Genomic DNA, 20,741 nt, shown 5'->3' with positions numbered 1-20,741 from the left:
AGTCACAGATCGCTGACGCCCACGATGGCCCGAACGAGTGACCTGGTCCTACCATCTGGAACGGTCAAGGCGTCACCTGGTCGTGGTGTACCCGAGATCGCACGACCGGTCCCACCCGACCGCGTCGAGCAGCGGGCGCGCCCGCTCCCGGCTGAGGTTCCAGGCGTACCACTCCCCGGTGTCCTCGAGCTGCGACTTCATCTCCGCGAGCAGGCAGTCGCGCACGGCGGGACCCAACGGGTCGAACGCGGGTACGGCGTCGACGGACAGCGTGGCCAGGTACGGCAGGTCGATCTTGCCGGTGGCCCGGAAGCGCTCGACGTTGTGCTCGGCGATGAACCGGTCGGGGTTCAGCGCGGACAGCACCAGCAGCGTCGCGATCCCGGTCGCCACCATCGACCGCGGCAGCCAGGCCGCGCGCAGCTTCACGCCGGCGCCGATGACCATCACGTACACCGCGGCCAGCCACACCTCGCAGGCGAAGACCAGCAGCCGCAGCGCGGTGAACCCGTACGCCTGCTGGTAGGCCCACATGCGGCTCAGCGCGGACGCCACGATCACCAGGGTCAGTCCGGCGAGCCCGCCGAGCAGGATCCGCAGCCACAGCCGGTCGGAGTCCGTCTCGGTCGCCGCGAACCGGGTCGCCACCGCGATCACCACGAGCGTGAGCGCGGTGACCACGAGCAGCTGCCAGAACCCGCTGCGGGCGTACTCGGCGTAGGTCAGCTCGGCCGTGCGCTGCACGTAGTCGTCGCCGCCGAACAGGCTCGCGAGCTGCACGCCGACGAAGACGGCGAACACCGCGACCAGCAGCCCGATCGGGACCGCCCACTCCCGGCGCGCCACCGTGCGCCGCTCACCGGGCTCGACGTCCAGCGGCAGCGTCGTGGCCTGCACGTAGCAGGCGCCGATCGTGCCGAGCCCGACCAAGACGAACAGGAACCCCCACCGGAACGGCGAGGTGATGTCGAACTCCGGGACCAGGTCGCCCAGCAGCCCGGCGAACGCCGCGTCCGCGCCCGCCAGCAGCGGCACGAACACCAGCAGCAGGCCCGCGCTGATCAGGGCCGTCCGGCCCAGCGTCTTGACCTGACCCGCCGGACGGACCTCCTTGATCCCGCGCGCCGCCCACTTGATCGACGGGAACGCCGCGATCCCGACGGCGACCCCGCCCAGCACCACGCCCCGCAGCGTCCGCCCGTCGGTGACCGCGAGCGACCCCGCCGCGCACGCCGCCAGCAGGCACAGGGAGAACAGCCAGTCGGCCGTGAGGAAGGTGGAGACGCCCACGAGCAGCAGCGCCGCCACCGCCCACGCGAAACCCTCCGCCGAACGCCGCCCCGTCGCGGCGAACACCCCGACCCCCGCGACGGCCCCGGTGAGCACCCAGCCGACGCCGGGCACGTCCACGGGCAGCATCGCCGCCGCCGCGACCCCGGCGACGGCGCCCGCGACCAGCACCCGCGGGGAGGCGGGTGCCTTCGGCGCGGGCCACAGCGGGCTGGGGTCCCGGTGGAGCGCCGGCGCCCACGGCTGCGTCGACGACACCTGCGCGGCCGGATGCGGTGTCACCGCGACCGACCGTCCCGCCGGGGGTGCGGCGGCGGCGGACGGTGCGGCGGCGGGTATCCCGTCGACGGGTTCCCCGACCGCGGGATCCTCGGTGACGGGTCTCCCCACCTCGGGTTTCCCGGTTCCGGTTGTCCCGGTCGCGGGCTTGGCCCTGGTGGCCGCGGGCCGGACGGGCATCGCGGTGGTGGGAACGGCGTCGATCCGGCGCAGGCCGAGTTTTCGGGGCGCACCGGCGGCGGGCTTGTCGTTCACGGGGTCACTCCGGGTTCGGGGAGCAGGCACGGTCAGTTACAGGACGTCCGGCGGACGGGGAGGTTCAGCGGGCAGGGTGACGCGGATGCGGCAGCCGGGGCCGTCGACGACGGCGATCGAGCCGCCGTGCAGGTCCACGACCCAGCGGGCGATGTTGAGGCCGAGGCCGGTGCCGCCGCCACCGGCCCGTTCCCCTCGGGTGAAGCGCTCGAAGACGCGTTCGCGGTCTTCACGGGCGATGCCGGGGCCCTCGTCCACGACCTCGACCACGAGGCCGTCGGCGCCGGACCGGGCGCGCACGTCCACCCGGCCGTTCGCCGGACCGTGCCGGACGGCGTTGTCCAGCAGGTTGACCACGACCTGGTGCACCCGTTCGCGGTCGGCGACGGCGGTGGCGCCGGGCGGGCTCACGTCCACGGTGAAGCGCACCCCGCGCTTGCCCGCGCGGGCGGCGACCTCCGCCTCCGCGACCACGTCGGCGAGCAGCGGGGCGACCGCGAACTCCCGGCGGTCGAGCGCGAGCACCCCGGCGTCCACTTTGGACAGGTCGAGCAGTTCGGCGACCAGGCGGCCAAGGCGTTCGGTCTGGGCCAGCGCGGTCCGCATGGTCGGGCCGTCGGCGGGCGCCACCCCGTCGACCACGTTCTCCAGCACCGCCCGCAACGCGGTGATGGGCGTGCGGAGCTCGTGCGACACGTTGGCGATCAGCTCGCGGCGCTGCCGGTCGGCGGCGGCCAGGTCGGCCGCCATCCGGTTGAACGCGCCCGCCAGCTCGCCCACCTCGTCCTTCGCGGTGGCCCTGACCCGCTGCGAGTAGTCACCGGCCCGCATCGCCCGCGCCGAGGCCGTCATCTCGCGCAGCGGCCGGGTCATGCCGTGCCCCAGCACCTGGGAGGTGAACAGCACGATCAGCAGCGACCCGATCGTGCTCCGGAACGGCAGCCAGCCGATCTGCGACCAGAAGAACGCCCACCCGGCCGTGGTGGGGGCCAGCAGCAGGATGCCGAGCTTGAGCTTGAACGACCGCACCGGGTCCAGCGGCCGGGGGAGTTCCTCGACCAGCATCGCGATGATCGTGCGGAACACCGTCACCTGGGCACCTCCAGCGCGTACCCGACCCCGTGCACGGTGCGGATCAGGTCCGCGCCCAGCTTGCGGCGCAACGCTTTGACGTGGCTGTCGACCGTGCGCGCCCCGGTGCCGTCGTGCCATCCCCACACCTCGCTGAGCAGCCTTTCCCTCGGCTGCACGGCGCGCGGGCGTTCCGCGAGGTGCACCAGCAGCTCGTACTCGATGGGCGTCAGGTGCGCCTCCACGCCCGCGCGGTGCACCCGCCGTTCCGCCAGGTCGATCTCCAGGTCGGCCAGTTCGATGCGCTCCCCGGCCCCTGGCGAGGACGCCCGCTCGACCCGGCGCAGCAGCGCGTGCACCCGCGCGGCCAGCTCGCGGATGGAGAACGGCTTCGTCAGGTAGTCGTCCGCGCCGACGGCCAGGCCGACCAGCAGGTCGGTCTCGTCGCCGCGCGCGGTCAGCATCAGCACCGGCACCGGCCGGTGCGCCTGGATCCGGCGGCACACCTCCAGGCCGTCGAAGCCGGGCAGCATGACGTCCAGCACGACCAGGTCGGGCTCGTTCGCCCGTGCGGCGGCCACACCGGAGGGGCCGTCGTGGGCCAGTTCGACCAGGAAGCCCTCGGCCCGCAGCCGCGCCGCGACCGACTCGGCGATGGTCAGCTCGTCCTCGACCACCAGCACCCGTCGTTGTCCGCCAGTCATGCGGCGACTGTATGGGGTCGAGGTGGAGAGGTCGGGGACGACTTGTGGAGGTCGTGTGCAGGTGTGCGCCTACGCTGGTCCGCATGGCGGGTGGGGAATCGGTCCTGGAGGCCGTGCTGGAGCGGATCACCTTCGCCAACGAGGAGACCGGCTACACGGTCGCGAAGGTCGACACCGGGCGCGGCGGGGGAGACCTGCTGACCGTCGTCGGCGCGCTGCTCGGCGCGCAGCCCGGCGAGTCGATCCGGATGCGCGGCCGGTGGGGGTCGCACCCGCAGTACGGCAAGCAGTTCTTCGTGGACGACTACACGACCGTGCTGCCCGCCACGATCCAGGGCATCCGCCGCTACCTCGGTTCCGGGTTGATCAAGGGCATCGGGCCGGTGCTCGCGGACAAGATCGTCACCCACTTCGGCGTCGACGCGCTGGACGTCATCGAGCGGACGCCCGAGCGGCTGATCGAGGTGCCGAAGCTCGGGCCCAAGCGCACGAAGCTGATCGCCGAGGCGTGGGAGGAGCAGAAGGCGATCAAGGAGGTCATGATCTTCCTCCAGGGCGTCGGCGTCTCGACCTCGCTCGCCGTGCGGATCTACAAGCAGTACACGGACAAGTCGATCGACGTGGTCCGCCAGGAGCCCTACCGGCTCGCCTCCGACGTGTGGGGCATCGGGTTCCGCACCGCCGACGTGATCGCGAAGGCCGTCGGGATCCCGCACGACAGCCCGCAGCGGATCAAGGCGGGCCTCCAGTTCACGCTGTCCGAGGCGACCGGCAACGGCAACTGCTTCCTGCCGGAGCAGTCGCTGATCGGCGAGGCCATCAAGATCCTCCAGGTGGACGCCGGGCTGGTGATCGACTGCCTCGCCGAGCTGGTCGACGAGGAGGGCGTGGTCCGCGAGGTCCTGCCGCTGGACGGCGAGGACGTGGCGGCGATCTACCTGGTTCCCTTCCACCGCGCGGAGATCTCGGTGGCGGGCCAGTTGCAGCGGCTGCTGAACACGTCCGACGAGCGGATGCCCGCGTTCGGGTCGGTGGACTGGACGCGCGCGTTCGAGTGGCTCGGCGCGTCGCTGGAGGAGAAGCAGGAGGAGGCCGTGAAGCTCGCGCTGACCCGCAAGGTCGCCGTGCTGACCGGCGGACCGGGCTGCGGCAAGAGCTTCACCGTCCGGTCGATCGTGCGGCTGGCGGCGGCGAAGGGCGCGAAGGTCGTGCTGGCCGCGCCGACCGGCAGGGCCGCCAAGCGGCTGACCGAGCTGACCGGCCACGAGGCCCGCACCGTGCACCGGCTGCTGGAGCTCAGGCCCGGCGGCGACGCGGCGTTCGACCGGGACCGTCCACTGGACGCGGACCTGGTGGTCGTCGACGAGGCGTCCATGCTGGACCTGTTGCTGGCCAACAAGCTCGTCAAGGCCGTCGCGCCCGGCGCCCACCTGCTGCTGGTCGGCGACGTGGACCAGTTGCCGTCCGTCGGCGCGGGGGAGGTGCTGCGCGACGTGCTGTCGCAGGGCAGCCCGATCCCGAACGTCCGGCTGACGCACATCTTCCGGCAGGCCCAGCAGTCCGGCGTGGTCACCAACGCGCACCGGGTGAACTCCGGCGAGTACCCCCTGGTGCAGGGGCTGCCGGACTTCTTCCTGTTCCCCGTGGAGGAGGCTGAGGAGGCGGCGGCGATGACCGTGGACGTGGTCGCGCGCCGCATCCCGGCGAAGTTCGGCCTGAACGCCCGCCGCGACATCCAGGTGCTCGCGCCGATGCACCGCGGTCCGGCGGGCGCGGGCGCGTTGAACACGGTGTTGCAGGAGGCGCTGACGCCCGCTCGCGAAGGGCTGCCGGAACGCAGGTTCGGCGGCCGGGTGTTCCGGGTCGGCGACAAGGTCACGCAGATCCGCAACAACTACGACAAGGGTGTCAACGGTGTCTTCAACGGCACCCTCGGCGTCGTGACCGGACTGGACCTCGTCGAGCAGAAGCTCACCGTCCACACCGACGAGGACGAGGACGTCGACTACGAGTTCGGCGAGCTGGACGAGCTGACCCACGCCTACGCGATGACCATCCACCGTTCACAGGGCAGTGAATACCCGTGCGTCGTCATCCCGCTCACCACGAGCGCGTGGATGATGCTGCAGCGCAATCTGCTTTACACCGCAATCACCAGGGCCAAGAAGCTCGTGGTCCTCGTCGGATCCCGGAAGGCCATCGGCCAGGCCGTTCGAACCGTCGGCGCAGGTAGACGACACACCGCACTCGATCACCGGCTGCGACCGGAGACCGTCCATTCGAGTTGATCCGAAGTTTTTGTGGATCGACGACCGCTCTTGTGGGCACACTGCTCCCCGGCAGAACCTCCAGCCGTAAGGACTCCAGTGCGCACCCTGCTCCTCCTCACCGCTTTGACGACACTGGCTTTCGCCACCGCGGGCTGCGGTGACTCCCCGTCCACGCCCGCCGCGGCGGCCGACGGCCTCGGCGACACCACCCAGCACGGCGCACCTCGGGTGGCGGCTCCGATGGCCTTCGCGAACACCGCCAAGAAGCCCTGCACCCTCCTCACCGAAGCGCAGCTCAAGACCCTCGGCATGCCGGGCGTCGAGGGCGTCGCGGGCGGAGGCGACACGGGCCCGATGTGCGACTGGGACGACACCCCCGGCAACAGCGGGCAGCGGGTCGGCTTCACGTTCACCAAGGGCAACGGCAACGGCGGCCTCGACCGCGTCTACGAGCTCAAGAGCACCTTCCAGCTCTTCGAACTCCAGGCGCCCATCCAGGACTACCCCACGCTCCTCAACGCGCCGAAGGACGACCGCATGAAGGGCGCCTGCACCCTGGTGGTCGGCATCACCGACGACCAGATCCTCACCACGACCATCCAGATGCGCACCACCCCGAAGCCCGCCGAGCGCGCCTTCGAGCCGTGCGTCGTGGCCAGGGAAGCCGCTGACCTGGCCCTGACCAGCATCCGCTCCGGGGGCTGACTTCCGGCGGTGGTGGACGGCGGCTGACCTCTGGGGCACTTCTCGGCAGCCGCCACCCCACCGCGGAAACCCTTTTCAGGCAGCGGATCGCGTGCCGTCACGGCGTGGGGGGCCGTGCGGCAAGTGGCAGCGGGCAACCACTTCCGGTGCTCGCGACCGCACCACGTCGAGTCGCCGCCGACCCGGCTGTCCTCACCCGACAGGTTTTTCCCACCTCGTCCGCCACGTGGCGGTGCCCGCTCCCGCGGCCACGTCCGCTCGCCCATGCCCACCTGGACGAACGCAGCCGTCCCGGCACGGGCGAGCCGACGTGGTGCCCCTACTGGCGGTAGCCCTCCACGACGCCCACGTCGCGGGTCTCGGCGGCGTCGGGGTCCATGCCCGCGGCGCGGCGCGCACGGCGTTGGCGGAGCAGGTCCCACGCCTGGTCGAGGCCGACCTCGATCGCGCGCAGGCGCGTCGCCTCGTCGGCCGAGAGGCCCTCGCCGATCTTCGAGTTCTCCAGCTCGTGCTCTTCGGCGACCAGTTGGTTGATCCGGGAGATGACTTCTTCATCGGTCATGGCTCCAGGACTACCCCCACCACGGGGGTGCACGCCACTCGACGGGCTCCACCTCTTGGTCCATAACGCCCATGTATGGCCGGTCGGCGGGTGTGCGCGGCCGGTTCCGTGCCCCATCCTCCAGCTCAACCCTGCGAAAGGATCAACGTGTTGTCGAGAAAACGTTCGGTGGTGTCCTTCGCCGTCGCGCTGGCGGCCGCGGGCGCGGTGATCACGAGCGGTGCCCCCGGCACCGCGGGCCCCCTGCCCGACGTGGCCGCGGCGCAGCCCGGTCCGACCTACGTCTACAAGGTGCACGCGCCGCTCGGCGAGCAGTCGCGGAACCTGCTCGGCGGCGGGTTCGACGTGCTGGAGCAGCGCGACGGCGACAGCCTCTTCGTGCTCGGCGGCAAGGACGAGGGCGCCCGCCTCCAGGAAGCCGGTTTCACCGCCGTCGTCGACCAGGTCCTGGCCCCGCCGCAGTGGACCCCGCCCGCCGGGAAGTCCCAGGTGGACGCGGCCGACATCAACGAGACCTTCTACGGCGGCTACCACACGGTCAACGCCCACTACTCGCACCTCGACGCCGTCGCGGCCCAGTTCCCCGGTCTCACCGCGCTCGTCGACTACGGCGACTTGTGGAAGAAGACCCAGGGCGCCGGCGGTTACGACCTGCGCGCCATCTGCATCACCAAGCTGAACGACGGCGACTGCGCGCTCGACCCGAACGCGCCCAAGCCGCGCTTCTTCGTCATGGGCCAGCTGCACGCCCGCGAACTCACCACCGGTGACGTCGCCTGGCGCTGGATCGACCACCTCACGTCGAGCTACGGCACCGACGCGGGCGTCACCGCGCTGCTCGACTCCACGGAGGTCTGGGTCGTCCCGCAGGCCAACCCGGACGGCATCAACATCGTGCAGCAGGGCGGCAACTCGCCGATCTACCAGCGCAAGAACGCCAACGGCACCAACGGTTCCAACTGCGGCGGCACCTCCAGCAGCCAGCTGGGCATCGACCTGAACCGCAACACCAGCTCCCACTGGGGCGGCCAGGGCACCTCCAGCTCCCCGTGCGACCAGACCTACAAGGGGCCGAGCGCCAACTCCGAGGTCGAAACCCAGGCCCTGCAAGCCTTGTGGCGCAACCTCTACAAGGACAAGCGCGGCACCGCCCCCTCCGACGCGGCTCCCGCCGACACCACCGGCGTCGTCGTCAGCATGCACAGCTACGCCAACCTGATCCTCTTCCCGTGGGGCTACGACTCCACCCAGAAGTCCGGCAACGACACCCCGCTGCGCAAGATGGGCACCGACCTCCAGGCCATCGCGGGCTCCGGCTGGACCTCCGGCCAACCCGGCGAGGTCCTCTACAACGCGGCGGGCGCCACCGACGACTGGGTCTACGACGACCTCGGCGTCGCCAGCTTCGTCTGGGAAATCGGCCCGAGCAGCAGCTCCTGCAGCGGCTTCTTCCCCACCTACTCCTGCCAGGCGGGCACCTTCTGGCCCAAGGTCAAGCCGATGCTCACCTACGCCGCGGGAAAAGCAGCAAGCCCCTACGCCACCACCACCCCGCCCCCCACCGGCTGCGACAAGCGGACGAACGACGCCGACGTCTCCATCCCCGACAACGGCGCCGCGGTCACCAGCACCATCACCATCACCGACTGCACCGGCAACGCCTCCACCACCTCCCAGGTGGAAGTCCACATCAAGCACACCTACCGCGGCGACCTGGTCCTCGACCTGGTCGCCCCGGACGGCTCCTCCTACCGCCTCAAGTCCTCCGGCAACGACTCCGGCGACAACATCGACACGACCTACACGACCAACCTGTCGACCGAACTCCGCAACGGCGACTGGAAGCTCAAGGTCCAGGACGTCGCCTCCCAGGACATCGGCAACATCGACACCTGGAGCCTCACCATCTAGCGCCAAGCGGCCACCCGAACCCAACCCTCGGGTGGCCGCTTCCCGGTCCCTGCCAAGCGAAACCCAGGATTCCCATCGGCGCAGCCGCCCCCTCGCATCCGGCGCGGAGCGCCCGCCCCTTGCCGACGCGCAGCGAGGTGCCCGAGTTCGGCGGAGCCGAATGCTGGCGCAGCCAGACCTACCCCTGCACCCGATACGAAGCCGCTCTGGGCCCGCCATGTCTTGTCAAGATAGCTTCATCGTCTTGACAAGACATGGCGGGTCTAGAACACTCGGCGACCGGGTGAAGGCACCTCCACCCACAACAACCGGGTGCAGCCGCCTGAAACCCAACCCCCAACTACCCCACCGAAAGCGTGTACTCCCCAACACTCCCGTACCCCGAATACCCGTTCACCCCGACATCCCCGAACCCAACCCCCTCCACCCTCACCACGTACTCCCCCTCCCCGACCTCCCCGCTGAACCGCGCATCCATCCCCCCGGCCACCACCGCCGACCTCCTCACCAACGGCGGATCCACACTCCCGATCACCACCCCACCCTCCCCGACCACCGTCAACCGCACATCAAGATTCGGACTGAACGGCGCAGGCACCACCGTCACCACCAACTCCCCACCCCCATGCCGCACCAAGAACTCATCCACATCCGAATCACTCGAAATCACCCCCCGAACAACCCCCTCAACCTCCCCCACCCCGACGAAGTCGTCCGCCAACAACGGCACCCCCTCCCGAGCCATCACCGCCATGTCGTCCTGCCGGTTGCTGGGATTCCGGTACTCGCCCCTGCTCCACTGCGTCACCGGCTGGTACTGCGCGGCCCCCATCGTCGGCGCCCAGTTCTGGTGCCCGTAGTAGTACTCAGCCCCACCGCCCTGACCGTCGTGCAGCAGACCCAGCGTGTGCCCGGCCTCGTGCGACACGACCTCCGCGAGCAGCTTCCCGTCCGTGGACCCCGCCCCGGTGTACACCCAGGACGGCTGGTGGACCGCGTGGTCGACGTGGTTGTCGAACTCGCCCACGTAGGACTGGCCGCCGCAGTCGCACCCGGTCACGTCGACCGGCGTGATCACGACCCGCGTGCCGAACTCCGCGTCGCCGATCCCGGACCGGGTGATCCGGTCCTCGTCCGGCGCCTGCGTGGTGACGTCGACGTCGAACGGCCGGAAGTTCTCCGCGACGGCGAGGAACGCGTCGCGGATGGCGCCGCGCTCGGCGGCGCCGAACGTGGAGGGGTGGCCGTCGGCGTCGTAGGGCGGGGCGACGACGCGCGCGCCGCCGCGCCACCGGGTGCCCTGCGCGGTGTGGCCGTCGAAGTCCAGGTAGAGGGTCCGCGACGACTCCGGCCTGCTGTGCAGCGCGAACACGTCGACCCCGTCGGGCACGGGGGTCTCCGACGTGGAGTCGGTGGCCGCGACCAGCGGTTCGACGGACCGGATGCCGTCCATCCGGTCGACCTCGTAGTGCCCGCCCAGCGCCATCAGCCGGAGTTGGTCACCGGTCACGCCGTTGCGCTCGGCCAGCGACGACAGGTCCATCCCGGACGTCGACAGCACGTCGGCCAGCGGCCGGGCGTCGTCCGATCGGGCGTGCACGGGACCGGACGCGAGGACCGCGATGCCGAGAGCGGCCAAGACCACCGTGCTGCGAGCCGTCGAAGTCACACGCGCCCCCTGAACCGAACCGGATGAGCTGGGGGATCAGCGTACGAAGATCGGGAGCATTGGGCCATTCGGACGCACGAAGGGCCCGTGGCGACTGCCACGGGCCCCTCGACGCGGGTGGTTCAGCCGGTGATCAGCCGAGACCGTTCTTGATGGCGGTGATCAGCTCGCCGTTGGTGGTGTCTCCCGAGAGCTCCCAGAAGAACGCGCCGCCGAGGCCCTGGTTCTTGGAGTACGTCATCTTGCCGCCGATGGTGGCGGGGGTGTCGTAGCTCCACCAGTTGTTGCCGCACTTGGCGTACGCCGTGCCCGCGACCTGGCCGGTGGCGGGGCAGGAGGTCTTGAGGATCTTGTAGTCCTCGATGCCGGCCTCGACCGACGCCGGCGCCGGGCCGGTCGCCGTGCCGCCGGGGGCGTCCTGCGTGACGCCGGTCCAGCCGCGGCCGTAGAAGCCGATGCCGAGCAGCAGCTTCGAGGAGGGCACGCCCTTGCTCTTGAGCTTCTGGATGGCGGCGTCGGAGTAGAAGCCCGGCGTCGGGATGCCGGTGTACGAGGTCAGCGGCGAGTGCGGGGCCGTCGGGCCCTGCGGGGCGAAGCCGCCGAAGTAGTCGTAGGTCATGACGTTGTACCAGTCGACGTACTGCGCGGCACCCGCGTAGTCGGCGAGGTCGAGCTTGCCGCCGTTGGTGCCGTCGGCCGTGATGGCCGAGGTGACCAGGTTGCCCGTGCCGAAGCGCGAGCGCAGGGCGCCCATCAGGTTCTTGTACGCCGCCGCGCCGCTGGTGTCGCAGGAGAGACCGCAGGCGTTCGGGTACTCCCAGTCGATGTCGATGCCGTCGAACACGTCGGCCCAGCGCGGGTCCTCGATGAGCTTGTAGCAGGACTCGGCGAACGCGGCCGGGTTCTGCGCGGCCTGGCCGAAGCCGCCGGACCAGGTCCAGCCGCCGAAGGACCAGATGACCTTGAGGCCGGGGTGCAGCTTCTTCAGCTTGCGCAGCTGGTTGAAGCTGCCGCGCAGGGCGCCGGTGTCCCAGGAGTCCGCCACGCCGTCGACGCTGCTGGCCGCGTCGTAGAACCGGTCGTAGTCGGCGTAGGTGTCGTCGGTGGCCGAGCACTGGCCGTTCTTGACGTTGCCGAACGCGTAGTTGATGTGCGTCAGCTTCGCCGCGGAGCCGCTCGTCTCGATGTTCTTGACGTGGTAGTTGCGGCCGTAGACGCCCCACTGCACGAAGTAGCCGAGGTTCTTCTTGCCACCGGGCGGGGGCGTCCCCGTCGTGGTGGTCGTCGTCGGACCGGTCGTCGTCGTGGTCGTCGTCGTGGTGGTGGTCGTGGTCGTCGTGGTGGTGGTCGTGCCACCGCCGGCGTCGCAGGAGGCGCCGTTGAGCTTGCAGCCGGTCGGGCCGGAGAACGTGCCGGAGTAGGTCACGTTGAAGCCGAAGCTCACCGTGCCGCCCGCGGCGACGTTGCCGTTCCACGAGTTCTTCACGGTCACGTGCTGACCGCTGGTGGTCTGCGTGCCGTCCCACAGCGAGCTGATCCGGTGGTTCGCGGGCAGGTCGAACTCCACCGTCCAGGTCGCGAGCGTCGAGGCCGCGCCGTTCTTGATGGTGTACTTGCCCTCGTAGCCGGTGCCCCAGTCGGAGCCCTTCGTGAAGGTCGCCGACACCCCGCCCGCACCGCTGGCCGCGGGCACCACGGTCAGGCCCACGACCATCGTGGCGACCGCCACGAACAACGCTGTGAGATGCCATCGGATCTTGGTCATCGGGCTCCTTGTCACGGCAGGGGAAACAGGGTTCTGTGCAACTTGTGGTCCAGACCACTGTGTGGTCAAGGTCTAGACCAGTTGTGTCACTCGAACGGCCTAGTGGGTGAATCGATTTCGTTATCTGAAAACGTTTGCGGCGGGGTCGCACCCCAGGGGCGGTTCGTGGGGGTTTCGGGGGTTTGGACAGAGCCGAAAGTCGACGTTCGGGTCGGCCCGTGGTGGGTCGTGAGGACTGCTCGCATCCCGAAGACTCCGTGGTGTCAACGGATTCAGGGGAGGAAGCTGATGAACGCGATGATCAAGCGCGTCGGTGCGCTGGGGGCCGTCGTCGGACTGGTCGGTCTGGCCGCGGGGGGCACCGCGACCGCCGCGGCGGGTGGACGTGTCGACCGGGTAGTGGTCCAGCGGGCGATCGACGAGCTGACCGCCGGCGCCGCGGCCGGGGCCCAGGTGCGGATCACCGACGGGCGGCAGACCTTCACGGCCCGCTCCGGGGTGGCGGAGTGGGGAGGGGGCCGGCCGGTGCCGACCGACGGGCGGTTCCGCGTCGGCAGCATCACGAAGGTGTTCGTCTCCGTGGTGGTGCTCCAGCTCGTCGGCGAGGGCCGGATCGACCTGGACGCGCCCGTGTCGCGCCACCTGCCGGGTCTGCTGCCCGACGGTGACCGGATCACCGTCCGGATGCTGCTCCAGCACACCAGCGGGCTGCGCAGCTACACCGGGGAGCTGCCTCTCGACCCCGAAGGCTTCGAGGCCATCCGCTACAAGCACTGGGAGCCCGCCGAACTGGTCGCCCTCTCGACCGCGAAGCCGCTCGACTTCGCGCCCGGCACCGACTGGGACTACTCGAACACCAACTACGTCGTCGCGGGGCTGCTCGTCGAGAAGATCACCGGGAAGCCGTACGCGCGGGCCGTCGAGCAGCGGATCCTGGGACCGCTGCGGATGCGCGACACGACGGTGCCGGGTGACCGTGTCGACGTGCCAGGCCCGCACGCCAACGGCTACGTCCGGATCGGCGACCGGGTCGTCGACATCACCCGGATCAACCCGTCGGTCGCCCACTCGGCGGGGGAGATGATCTCCACGACGGCCGACCTCGACCGGTTCGTCGCCGCGGTCGCCGAGGGGAAGCTGCTCAAGCCCGCCCAGTTCGCCGAGATGACCGGGCTCACCGACGTGTCCCCCGGTTACGGCCTCGGGCTGGAGTGGCAGGAGCTGGCCTGCGGCGCCGAGGTCATCGGCCACGGCGGCGGCATCCCCGGCTACAGCAGCCTCATGCTCGCCAGCGAGGACGGCCGCGTCCGGCTCGAAGCGTCGTTCACCTCTGCGCCCGCCGATGGCCCGACCGGAGGAGTGCAGGAGCTGATCGACGAGGTTTTCTGCGACTGAGTGGCAGTCGGCCCCGCGGAGACCCCCGGTTGGAGGTCCCGCGGGGCCTCCGCGGACCTGATCCGCCGAACGGTGGATGACCGACCGTGGTCGCGGTGCGGCCGTTCGGGTCGATCCGGGCGTGCGGGCCCGATATCGGAGTGCACGATCGGGGGACGTCAACTGCATTGCACCTCATCGGGTGTTCGAATGTCACCCGACTGATCAATTCTATTGGGGCACTTGGCTGAACGGACCCCTGAATCGCGTGTGGACGGACGAACGCCTGCTACTTTGTTGAACGTCATGCGGGCGTACCGAAGATTAGTGAATAGCTTTCGGGGCCCTTTGTTTTTGAGGGTGATCGGAATCGAATGAGCGTATATTTCGGTGGAATCCTGTGGGTCGTTCTCGCGGCCCTGATCGCCGCGCTCGCGGCCTTCCTGATGCGGCGGTTCGGCTCGGAGGAGGGCCGTGAGGAGAACAACGCCGCGGCGGGTGGTGTCTTCTCGATCGTCGCGGGCCTGAACGCCGTGCTGATCGCGTTCGTGCTGATCGCGCTGTTCGACGCCACCGGATCGGCCGACCAGGCCTCCTACCGCGAAGCGGACAGCCTCGTCGCCGCGTCGTGGGCGAGCGACTCGCTGCCCGACGCGACGAAGGAGAAGGTGCACGACCTCTCCCGCGCCTACATGTCGACCGTCATCCGCGAAGAATGGCCGAAATTGCAGGACGGCACCGACGTGTCGTCCATCGGCTGGACGCAATTGGACCAGCTCCGCACGACCGTCGCGCAATCGGCCGTCGACGACGAGTGGCAGACCGACCGCAAGACCGAGGCCGCCACCAAGTTGTGGGAAGTCTACGAAGCGCGCCAGGACCGGATCAACGCCTCCGGCAACGGCGTCACCTCCGTCGTCTGGTTCACGATGATCGTCGGCAGCCTCCTGTCGCTGGCGCTCGCACTGCTGTTCGGCGGCGCGAAGGTCCGGTCGCACATCGTGATCATGGCGACCCTCGCCGCGACGATGACCCTCCTGCTCTACGCCACCTACCAGTTGCAGAACCCCTTCAGCGGCAGCGCGAAGATCGGGCCGGACGCCTTCCAGGCGGCGCTGGACCGGTTGCGGTGATCCTCGTCGCCGCGCTGGCCTGCGTCGCCCTCCAGGTCGAGGCGGTGTCCGGAGGCGGGTCGTCCACGCTGCTGTCGGTCGACCTGCCCTCCGGCACGGCCACCGTGATCAGCGTGCTCGACCACCGGCTCAACGCGCTCGGCTACTCCGAGGCGCAGGACACCTACTACGGCATCTCGTCCACGGGCGAGGTCGTCCGCGTCGACCGCCTTGGCGCCACCACCGTCGTCGGCCACGTCCCGCACGGCGCCCTGGCCGACGCGGTCGCGGGCACCATCCACGGCGACTACTACTACGTGCGGGCAGCCGGCGCGATGTACGTCGTGAACATCAACCCGACAAGCGCCCACTTCCTCGACCTCGTGTCCGTCAGCGTGCTGTGGCCGATCAGCTTCTTCGTGTCCGTCGACGACTTCGACTACAACCCCGCCGACGGCCTCCTCTACGGCGTCGCCACGAAGTTCTTCGGCCACCCCGAAGTCGTCACCATCGACCCCCACACCGGCTGGATCCGCCCCCTGTCCCCAGCGGTCCCCATGCCCGACGGCCCCGGCTACGGCGCGGCGGTCTTCGGCCCCGACGGCGCCCTTTACGCGACCAACAACGACAAGTCGGGCCAAAGCGTCCTCTACCGCGTGGACCTCGACGGCTCCGGCACCGTCACCCCGATCTCCAGCCGCCCAGCCGCACGCACGATCGACTCCGCAGGCTGCTACGCCGCCGCCCCCCCACCAATCGTGCTACCCCCGACAACAACGACAACACCCCCACCCGTCGTCATCCCACCAACAACAACCACCACCGTCCCCCCAACAACGACGACGCCCCCAACCACCACCACCATCCCCCCACCGATCACAGTCCCAGAGGGCCCGATCGCACTACCCGCGGAACCACTCCCCACCCCCGCAAGCACCCCCGCCACAACCCCTTCACCCATCCCGGCAGGCGCCACCCCACCACCCCCAACCCTCCCCCCACCCCCTTCCAGCCCCGCCCCGACCACCCCCAAACCAGTCCCACCACCAGTGTTCAAACCGGACCGACCAGTCGAGGAAGTCATCGAACTGGCAGACCACCGCACCGAAACCAAACGCCGCTGGAGCCTCGCAGTCCTACTCCTGGTCATCGGCGCCGGCGCAGTCGCCGCCCAACGCGCCCGCCGCGTGTAAAACCCCAGGAGATAGGGATCAGCACCCGGTCCCTTCAAGAACCCGACCACAACCCAAGCCCAGCAACACTTCCCCACCCGACGCAGCCCGGATGCCCAAGTCCGTCGCGGAGCGAGGGATGCCCAAGTCCGAAGGCGCAGCCCAGGATGCCCTGTCGGCAAAGCCGATACCCCGCCCTCGGCGCAGCCGCCCCCTCGCACCCGGCGCGGAGCGCCCTCCGCCCTACCGACGCGCAGCGAGGTGCCCTGAGTCAGGCGAAGCCTGATGCTGGCGTAGCCAGACCTACCCCTGCACCTGATACAAAGCCGCTCTATGCCTACCGCAGCTTGTCAAGGCATCTTTCCCGCCTTGACAAGCTGCGGTAGGCATAGAACACTCGGCGATCGGGTGCAGGCACCTCCACCCACAACGGCAGCCACCCAAACCCCACTCCGGCAACGGCTCCACCGCCACCTGCGCGTCGTAGGTGTGCCCGGCGATCTCTTGCACCTGGTGTCGCGCAACAGCCCCGCAGGTTTCCGGCGATTGCGACTTCCCCCACACCACTCCGGAAGCGCACGCAAAAAACCAGGGGCCCCCACACGGGAGACCCCTGGCTCACATCACCTACCCCAGTACCTACAACAGTTCGTCAGGCGCCGCAGGCCGCTGCGGCTTGTCGTGCTTGCGGGGCTCGCGCCGGGACTTCGCGTCCTCGATCTGCCGGATCATCTCCTTGCGGACCTCGGTCAGCGCGTGGTCCAGTTCGACCTCGTGCGACGTGGCCACGAAAGGCGGCCAGCCCGCCAGGAAGGCCTCGAACGTGACCTTCTGGTCCTTCTGACCGCGTTCCTTCACCGACAGCGCCAGGTCGACCTGCTGGGGCTGCCAGCCCGCGAGATGAGGGGCGAGGTTCGCCAGGGCGTACACGACGCGCCCCTGGTCGGTGGGACTGAACCCGTTGCCGAGGCGTAGCCGCTGCTCAAGGACTTCGGTGTCGCTCATGGAACAACGCTACGCCATCCACCTCCCCGCCGCGCGCCAGTGAGGTGACCGCCAACCCTCACGGGTTGGCGGTCACCGCGCTAGTCGCGACGCGCGACGGCGGCGTAGAAGCCGACGTGTTCGGTGCGCTCGGTCAGTTCCGGGGTGTGGTCGTGGTGCCACTGGGTGGCGTCGACCAGGCCGGGGGGGATGAGTTCCAGGCCGTCCAGCATGGCCGTGATCTCGGCGTGGCTGCGGGTGTGCACCGGGTTGGCCGAACGCTTGTAGACCGCCAGCGCGCCCGCCGCCTGCTCGGGGTTGTGGTCGGACGTCACGTGCGACATCACCACGTAGCTGCCGGGGGCGATGACGTCGCGGTAGGCGCCCAGCACCCGTTCCGGGTGGCGCTCGTCGGGCAGGAAGTGCAGCACGGCCACGGCGAGCACGGCCAGCGGCTGGGAGAAGTCGATCATCTCCAGCACCGCGGGCGCGGTCAGCACGTCCTCGGGGACGGTGAGGTCGGCCCTGGTGACGGTGGCGTTGGGGTTGTCGCGCAGCAGGTGCTTGCTGTGCGCGTAGGCGACCGGCTCGATGTCGACGTACGCGATCCGGCTCTCCGGCGCGAGTCCCTGCGCGACCTCGTGCACGTTGCCGACGGTCGGGATGCCGGAACCGAGGTCGAGGAACTGCCGGATGCCCTGCGACACGCAGTACCGGACGGCGCGGGCGAGGAACGCCCGGTTGGCCCGCACGGCCTCGCGCATCCACGGCATGACCTGGATCGCCTGCTCGGCGAGCGTGCGGTCGGCCTGGAAGTTGTGCGCACCGCCCAGGTAGTAGTCGTACATCCGCGCCGGGTTCGGCTGCTCCAGGTCGATGTCATCGACCCCGTAGCGGTCCTGCTCCTGCGTCACTGCGCCTCCTGCAACCCGAGGAACTTCTCCAGCTGTGCCACGACGAACGCGTGGTCGTCCGCCTGCGGCAACCCGGAGACGCCGACGGTGCCGACCGGGCCGACCCCCGTGATGATCACCGGGAAGACCCCGCCGTGCGCCGCGTAGAGGCCGGTGTCCAGCCTCGACGACTCGTCGAAGGTACTGCCTCGGACGGCGAACTGCGTCCCCACGTAGTAGGAACTGCGCCCGTAGCGGTCCACGACCCGACTTTTGCGGTCGATCCAGTCGTCGTTGTCGGCGCACGTGCCGGGCAGCGAGGCGTGGAACAGCCGTTGCCCGTTGCGCCGCACCGAGATGGTCAGGGGGAGGCTTTCGGCGCGCGCGGCGTCCAGCAGGTGGATGCCCAGCGCGATCGCGGTCTCGTTGTCGAACCGGGTGAACCGCAGCCGGTCCTCCTGGGCCGCGAGCTCGGCGAGCAGTTCGGCGCTCATACGGCCACGACCTGTCCGGTGTTCGCGGACTGGAACGCGTCCTCGATGATCTCCAGCGCCGCGATGGCCGACTCCGGGTCCACGGGCAGCGGGCCGCCGTCGCGGATCGCGGTCACGAGCAGCCGGTAGAACTCCTCGTACGAGCCCTTCTCGCTGGGCACGGGCTTGGTGTCGTCGAGCAGGCCGATCCCGCCCCACGCGGACTCGGGCTCCTCGCCCCAACCCGGATCACCCGGCCGGGCGCCCGCGATGAGCGCGTCCTCCTGGCCGTCCATGCCGCTGATCGTGAACGCGGCCCGCTCGCCGAGCACCCGGAACCGCGGGCCGTGGTTCGCGGCCGACGCGCTGGCCCACAGGTGCGAGCGGACGCCGCTGGTGTGGGTGAGGGCGACGAACACGTCGTCGTCGACCAGCGCGCCGGGACGGCGGCGGTCGAGTTCGGCGTACACGCTGCGGACCGGGCCGTTGAGCTGGAGCGCCTGGTCGACGAGGTGCGCGCCGAGGTCGTAGAGCAGCCCGCCCGCCTCCTCGGCGGCGGCGAACTCGCGCCAGTTGTCCCAGATCTCCGGCACCCAGCGCTCGTAGCGCGACTCGAAGCGGCTGATGGCGCCGAGCTCCCCGCTCTTCACGACCTCGCGGACGGTCTGGAAGTCGCTGTCCCACCGGCGGTTCTGGAACACGGTCAGCGGCACCCCCTTCTCCTTCGCGGCGGCGACCACGCGGCGCGCGTCGGAGCTGGAGGGCGCGAACGGCTTGTCGACGACGACCGCGATGCCGTGCCCGATCGCGGCCAGCGCGAGGTCCACGTGGGTCTTGTTCGGCGAGCCGATGACGACGAGGTCGACCCCGGACGCGAACAGGTCGTCGGCGGTGTCGAGGAGTTCGACGTCGGGGTGCGCGGCACTCGCCTGCGCGCGGCGTTCGGGGTCCGTGGTCACGATCGAGGTGAGGGCGAGGCCGGGTGTCGAGGAGATCAGCGGGGCGTGGAACACGCGGCCCGCGATCCCGTACCCGATCACACCGGTGCGGAGGTCAGCTGCCATGAGCAGCATTAAAGCAACGCTGTAGTCTAATCGCCAGCCGAATCGGACAACTCATGCGATCATGGCGCCGTGGCGAACTTGCGGTTCCTGCGTGGGTACAACGACGCGGTGGTGCTCGGTCTCGCGCGACGGGGTGAACCCATGACGAGGGTGGAACTCGCCGAGCGCAGCGGGCTCACCCCGCAGGCCGTGTCCAAGATCGTGAGCAGGCTCATCGCCGACGGCCTCCTGGTCGACTCCGGCAGGCGCAACGTCGGCGTCGGCAAACCCCGCACCCTCGTCCGCCTGGTGTCCTCCAGCAGGGTCGCGCTCGGCGCCGCGGTCGAACGCGACGAGCTGCGGGTCGTGCTCGCCGACCTGTCCGGCGCCGTCGTCGACCGCACGGTCGTCGCCCTGCCCCGCGATTTCGGGCCGGAGGTGTTCGTCGAGGAGCTGGCCAAGCTCGTCGACGTCCTGCTGGCCCGCAACGAGGTGCCCGACGAACGCCTCCTCGGCGTCGGCATCGGCTTCGTCGGCCCGCTCGACCACCGCGACGGCGTGGTCCACGACGCCACCGGCCTCGTCGGCTGGCACGACGTGCCGCTGCGGGATCTCGCCGAGCAGCGGCTGGGCCTGTCGGTCGTGGTCGACAAGGACACCAACACCGCCATGATCGCCGAGGCCTGGCGCCGCGGCGACGAGTTGCGGCACGCCGCCCTGGTCATCGTCGGCACCGGCGTCGGCGTGGGGCTGCTGCTGGACGGCCAGGTCCACCGCGGCGCCCGCACCAACGCGGGGGAGTACGGCCACACCACCATCCAGCTCGGCGGCCCCCGGTGCGCCTGCGGCCGTTCGGGCTGCGTCGAGATCGTCCACAACCTGGCGCTCGCCGCCGACGACCCCAAGGGCGCGGTCACCGTGCTCGGCATGGCCGTCGCGGGTCTGGTGCAGCTGCTCGACCTCGACCACGTCGTCCTGGGCGGCCGGGTGGTGCAGGGCGCGCCGGAGCTGTACGCCGACGGGATCCGCGACGTGGTGCGCGAGCAGGTCCCGCGCTCGGACTGGCTGGAGGTCGACGTCAGCGTCAGCCCGCTGGGCGACGACCTCGTGGCCGCCGGGGCGGCGATGCTGGTGCTGAGCGAGTTCTACAGCCAGCGCGGACCGTAATCGGGGAAAGTACTTTCCAAGCGGGAAAGTACGTGCCATCCT

Annotated in this window: 17 protein-coding genes; 7 read left to right on the top strand and 10 right to left on the bottom strand. The window is 70.2% G+C overall.

The annotated features are described in order from the left end of the window. Positions 1 to 72: 72 nt before the first annotated feature. From RM788_RS19880 to RM788_RS19870, 3 genes are read right to left on the bottom strand one after another with little or no spacing between them, the layout of a single operon-like run. Positions 73 to 1,824, bottom strand: a complete 1,752-nt coding sequence (locus RM788_RS19880; protein WP_315933209.1) for a DUF4153 domain-containing protein — start codon at positions 1,822 to 1,824, stop codon at positions 73 to 75. A 36-nt stretch (positions 1,825 to 1,860) separates the two neighbouring features. Next, the gene (locus RM788_RS19875; RefSeq protein WP_315934685.1) at positions 1,861 to 2,889 is read right to left on the bottom strand and encodes a HAMP domain-containing sensor histidine kinase; all 1,029 of its coding nucleotides are present in this window, start codon (positions 2,887 to 2,889) and stop codon (positions 1,861 to 1,863) included. A gap of 23 nt (positions 2,890 to 2,912) precedes the next feature. Next, entirely contained in the window at positions 2,913 to 3,578 is a 666-nt protein-coding gene (locus tag RM788_RS19870; protein WP_399345040.1) for a response regulator, read from the bottom strand. Between the two features lie 104 nt (positions 3,579 to 3,682). Between RM788_RS19870 and RM788_RS19865 the strand changes: the two genes are divergently transcribed. Next, positions 3,683 to 5,887 (top strand): SF1B family DNA helicase RecD2, encoded by a 2,205-nt coding sequence (locus RM788_RS19865; RefSeq protein WP_315933207.1) that lies wholly within the window; start codon positions 3,683 to 3,685, stop codon positions 5,885 to 5,887. Between the two features lie 78 nt (positions 5,888 to 5,965). After that, on the top strand, positions 5,966 to 6,574 hold the full coding sequence (locus tag RM788_RS19860; protein WP_315933205.1) for a DUF3558 domain-containing protein: 609 nt from the start codon (positions 5,966 to 5,968) through the stop codon (positions 6,572 to 6,574). 319 nt (positions 6,575 to 6,893) lie between these two features. Here RM788_RS19860 and RM788_RS19855 read toward each other — a convergent pair whose 3' ends face one another. Then, complete coding sequence (locus RM788_RS19855) at positions 6,894 to 7,136, bottom strand: DUF2630 family protein (RefSeq protein WP_315933203.1); 243 nt, start codon at positions 7,134 to 7,136, stop codon at positions 6,894 to 6,896. Between the two features lie 150 nt (positions 7,137 to 7,286). Between RM788_RS19855 and RM788_RS19850 the strand changes: the two genes are divergently transcribed. After that, a complete protein-coding gene (locus tag RM788_RS19850) occupies positions 7,287 to 9,047 on the top strand; it encodes a M14 family zinc carboxypeptidase (RefSeq protein WP_315933201.1) in 1,761 nt (586 codons plus the stop codon). 340 nt (positions 9,048 to 9,387) lie between these two features. On the opposite strand, the gene RM788_RS19845 is transcribed toward RM788_RS19850, so the two are convergent. Together RM788_RS19845 and RM788_RS19840 are read right to left on the bottom strand one after the other, a co-directional pair. Continuing rightward, complete coding sequence (locus RM788_RS19845) at positions 9,388 to 10,716, bottom strand: zinc metalloprotease (RefSeq protein ID WP_315933200.1); 1,329 nt, start codon at positions 10,714 to 10,716, stop codon at positions 9,388 to 9,390. 133 nt (positions 10,717 to 10,849) lie between these two features. Continuing rightward, a complete protein-coding gene (locus tag RM788_RS19840) occupies positions 10,850 to 12,481 on the bottom strand; it encodes a glycosyl hydrolase family 18 protein (protein ID WP_315933199.1) in 1,632 nt (543 codons plus the stop codon). A 288-nt stretch (positions 12,482 to 12,769) separates the two neighbouring features. Here RM788_RS19840 and RM788_RS19835 point away from each other — a divergent pair, with 288 nt between their 5' ends. The 3 genes from RM788_RS19835 to RM788_RS19825 all read left to right on the top strand — a co-directional run bounded on the left by RM788_RS19835 (position 12,770) and on the right by RM788_RS19825 (position 16,160). Then, on the top strand, positions 12,770 to 13,876 hold the full coding sequence (locus RM788_RS19835; protein WP_315933197.1) for a serine hydrolase domain-containing protein: 1,107 nt from the start codon (positions 12,770 to 12,772) through the stop codon (positions 13,874 to 13,876). Between the two features lie 353 nt (positions 13,877 to 14,229). Further along, the gene (locus RM788_RS19830) at positions 14,230 to 14,988 is read left to right on the top strand and encodes a bestrophin-like domain (RefSeq protein ID WP_315933196.1); all 759 of its coding nucleotides are present in this window, start codon (positions 14,230 to 14,232) and stop codon (positions 14,986 to 14,988) included. Further along, positions 14,985 to 16,160, top strand: a complete 1,176-nt coding sequence (locus tag RM788_RS19825) for a DUF6923 family protein (RefSeq protein ID WP_315933195.1) — start codon at positions 14,985 to 14,987, stop codon at positions 16,158 to 16,160. Before RM788_RS19830 ends, RM788_RS19825 begins: the two co-directional genes overlap by 4 nt. 618 nt (positions 16,161 to 16,778) lie before the next feature. Here the strand turns inward: RM788_RS19825 and RM788_RS19820 are convergent. The 4 genes from RM788_RS19820 to RM788_RS19805 form a co-directional block, all read right to left on the bottom strand. Next, positions 16,779 to 17,144 (bottom strand): HPF/RaiA family ribosome-associated protein, encoded by a 366-nt coding sequence (locus RM788_RS19820; RefSeq protein WP_315933193.1) that lies wholly within the window; start codon positions 17,142 to 17,144, stop codon positions 16,779 to 16,781. A gap of 80 nt (positions 17,145 to 17,224) precedes the next feature. Beyond that, the gene (locus RM788_RS19815; protein WP_315933192.1) at positions 17,225 to 18,037 is read right to left on the bottom strand and encodes an SAM-dependent methyltransferase; all 813 of its coding nucleotides are present in this window, start codon (positions 18,035 to 18,037) and stop codon (positions 17,225 to 17,227) included. After that, a complete protein-coding gene (locus tag RM788_RS19810) occupies positions 18,034 to 18,510 on the bottom strand; it encodes a heme-degrading domain-containing protein (protein ID WP_315933190.1) in 477 nt (158 codons plus the stop codon). Before RM788_RS19810 ends, RM788_RS19815 begins: the two co-directional genes overlap by 4 nt. Next, positions 18,507 to 19,553 (bottom strand): Gfo/Idh/MocA family oxidoreductase, encoded by a 1,047-nt coding sequence (locus tag RM788_RS19805; RefSeq protein ID WP_315933189.1) that lies wholly within the window; start codon positions 19,551 to 19,553, stop codon positions 18,507 to 18,509. The genes RM788_RS19810 and RM788_RS19805 overlap by 4 nt, the downstream gene beginning before the upstream one ends. 69 nt (positions 19,554 to 19,622) lie before the next feature. Between RM788_RS19805 and RM788_RS19800 the strand changes: the two genes are divergently transcribed. Continuing rightward, positions 19,623 to 20,699: an ROK family transcriptional regulator gene (locus RM788_RS19800; RefSeq protein ID WP_315933188.1), complete on the top strand. Its 1,077-nt coding sequence runs from the start codon at positions 19,623 to 19,625 to the stop codon at positions 20,697 to 20,699. Positions 20,700 to 20,741: the final 42 nt, after the last annotated feature.

It is taken from the genome of Umezawaea sp. Da 62-37 (assembly GCF_032460545.1).
Lineage (GTDB): Bacteria > Actinomycetota > Actinomycetes > Mycobacteriales > Pseudonocardiaceae > Umezawaea.
Note: the sequence above shows the minus strand (reverse complement) of the source record. Positions and strands in the feature narration are given on the sequence as shown.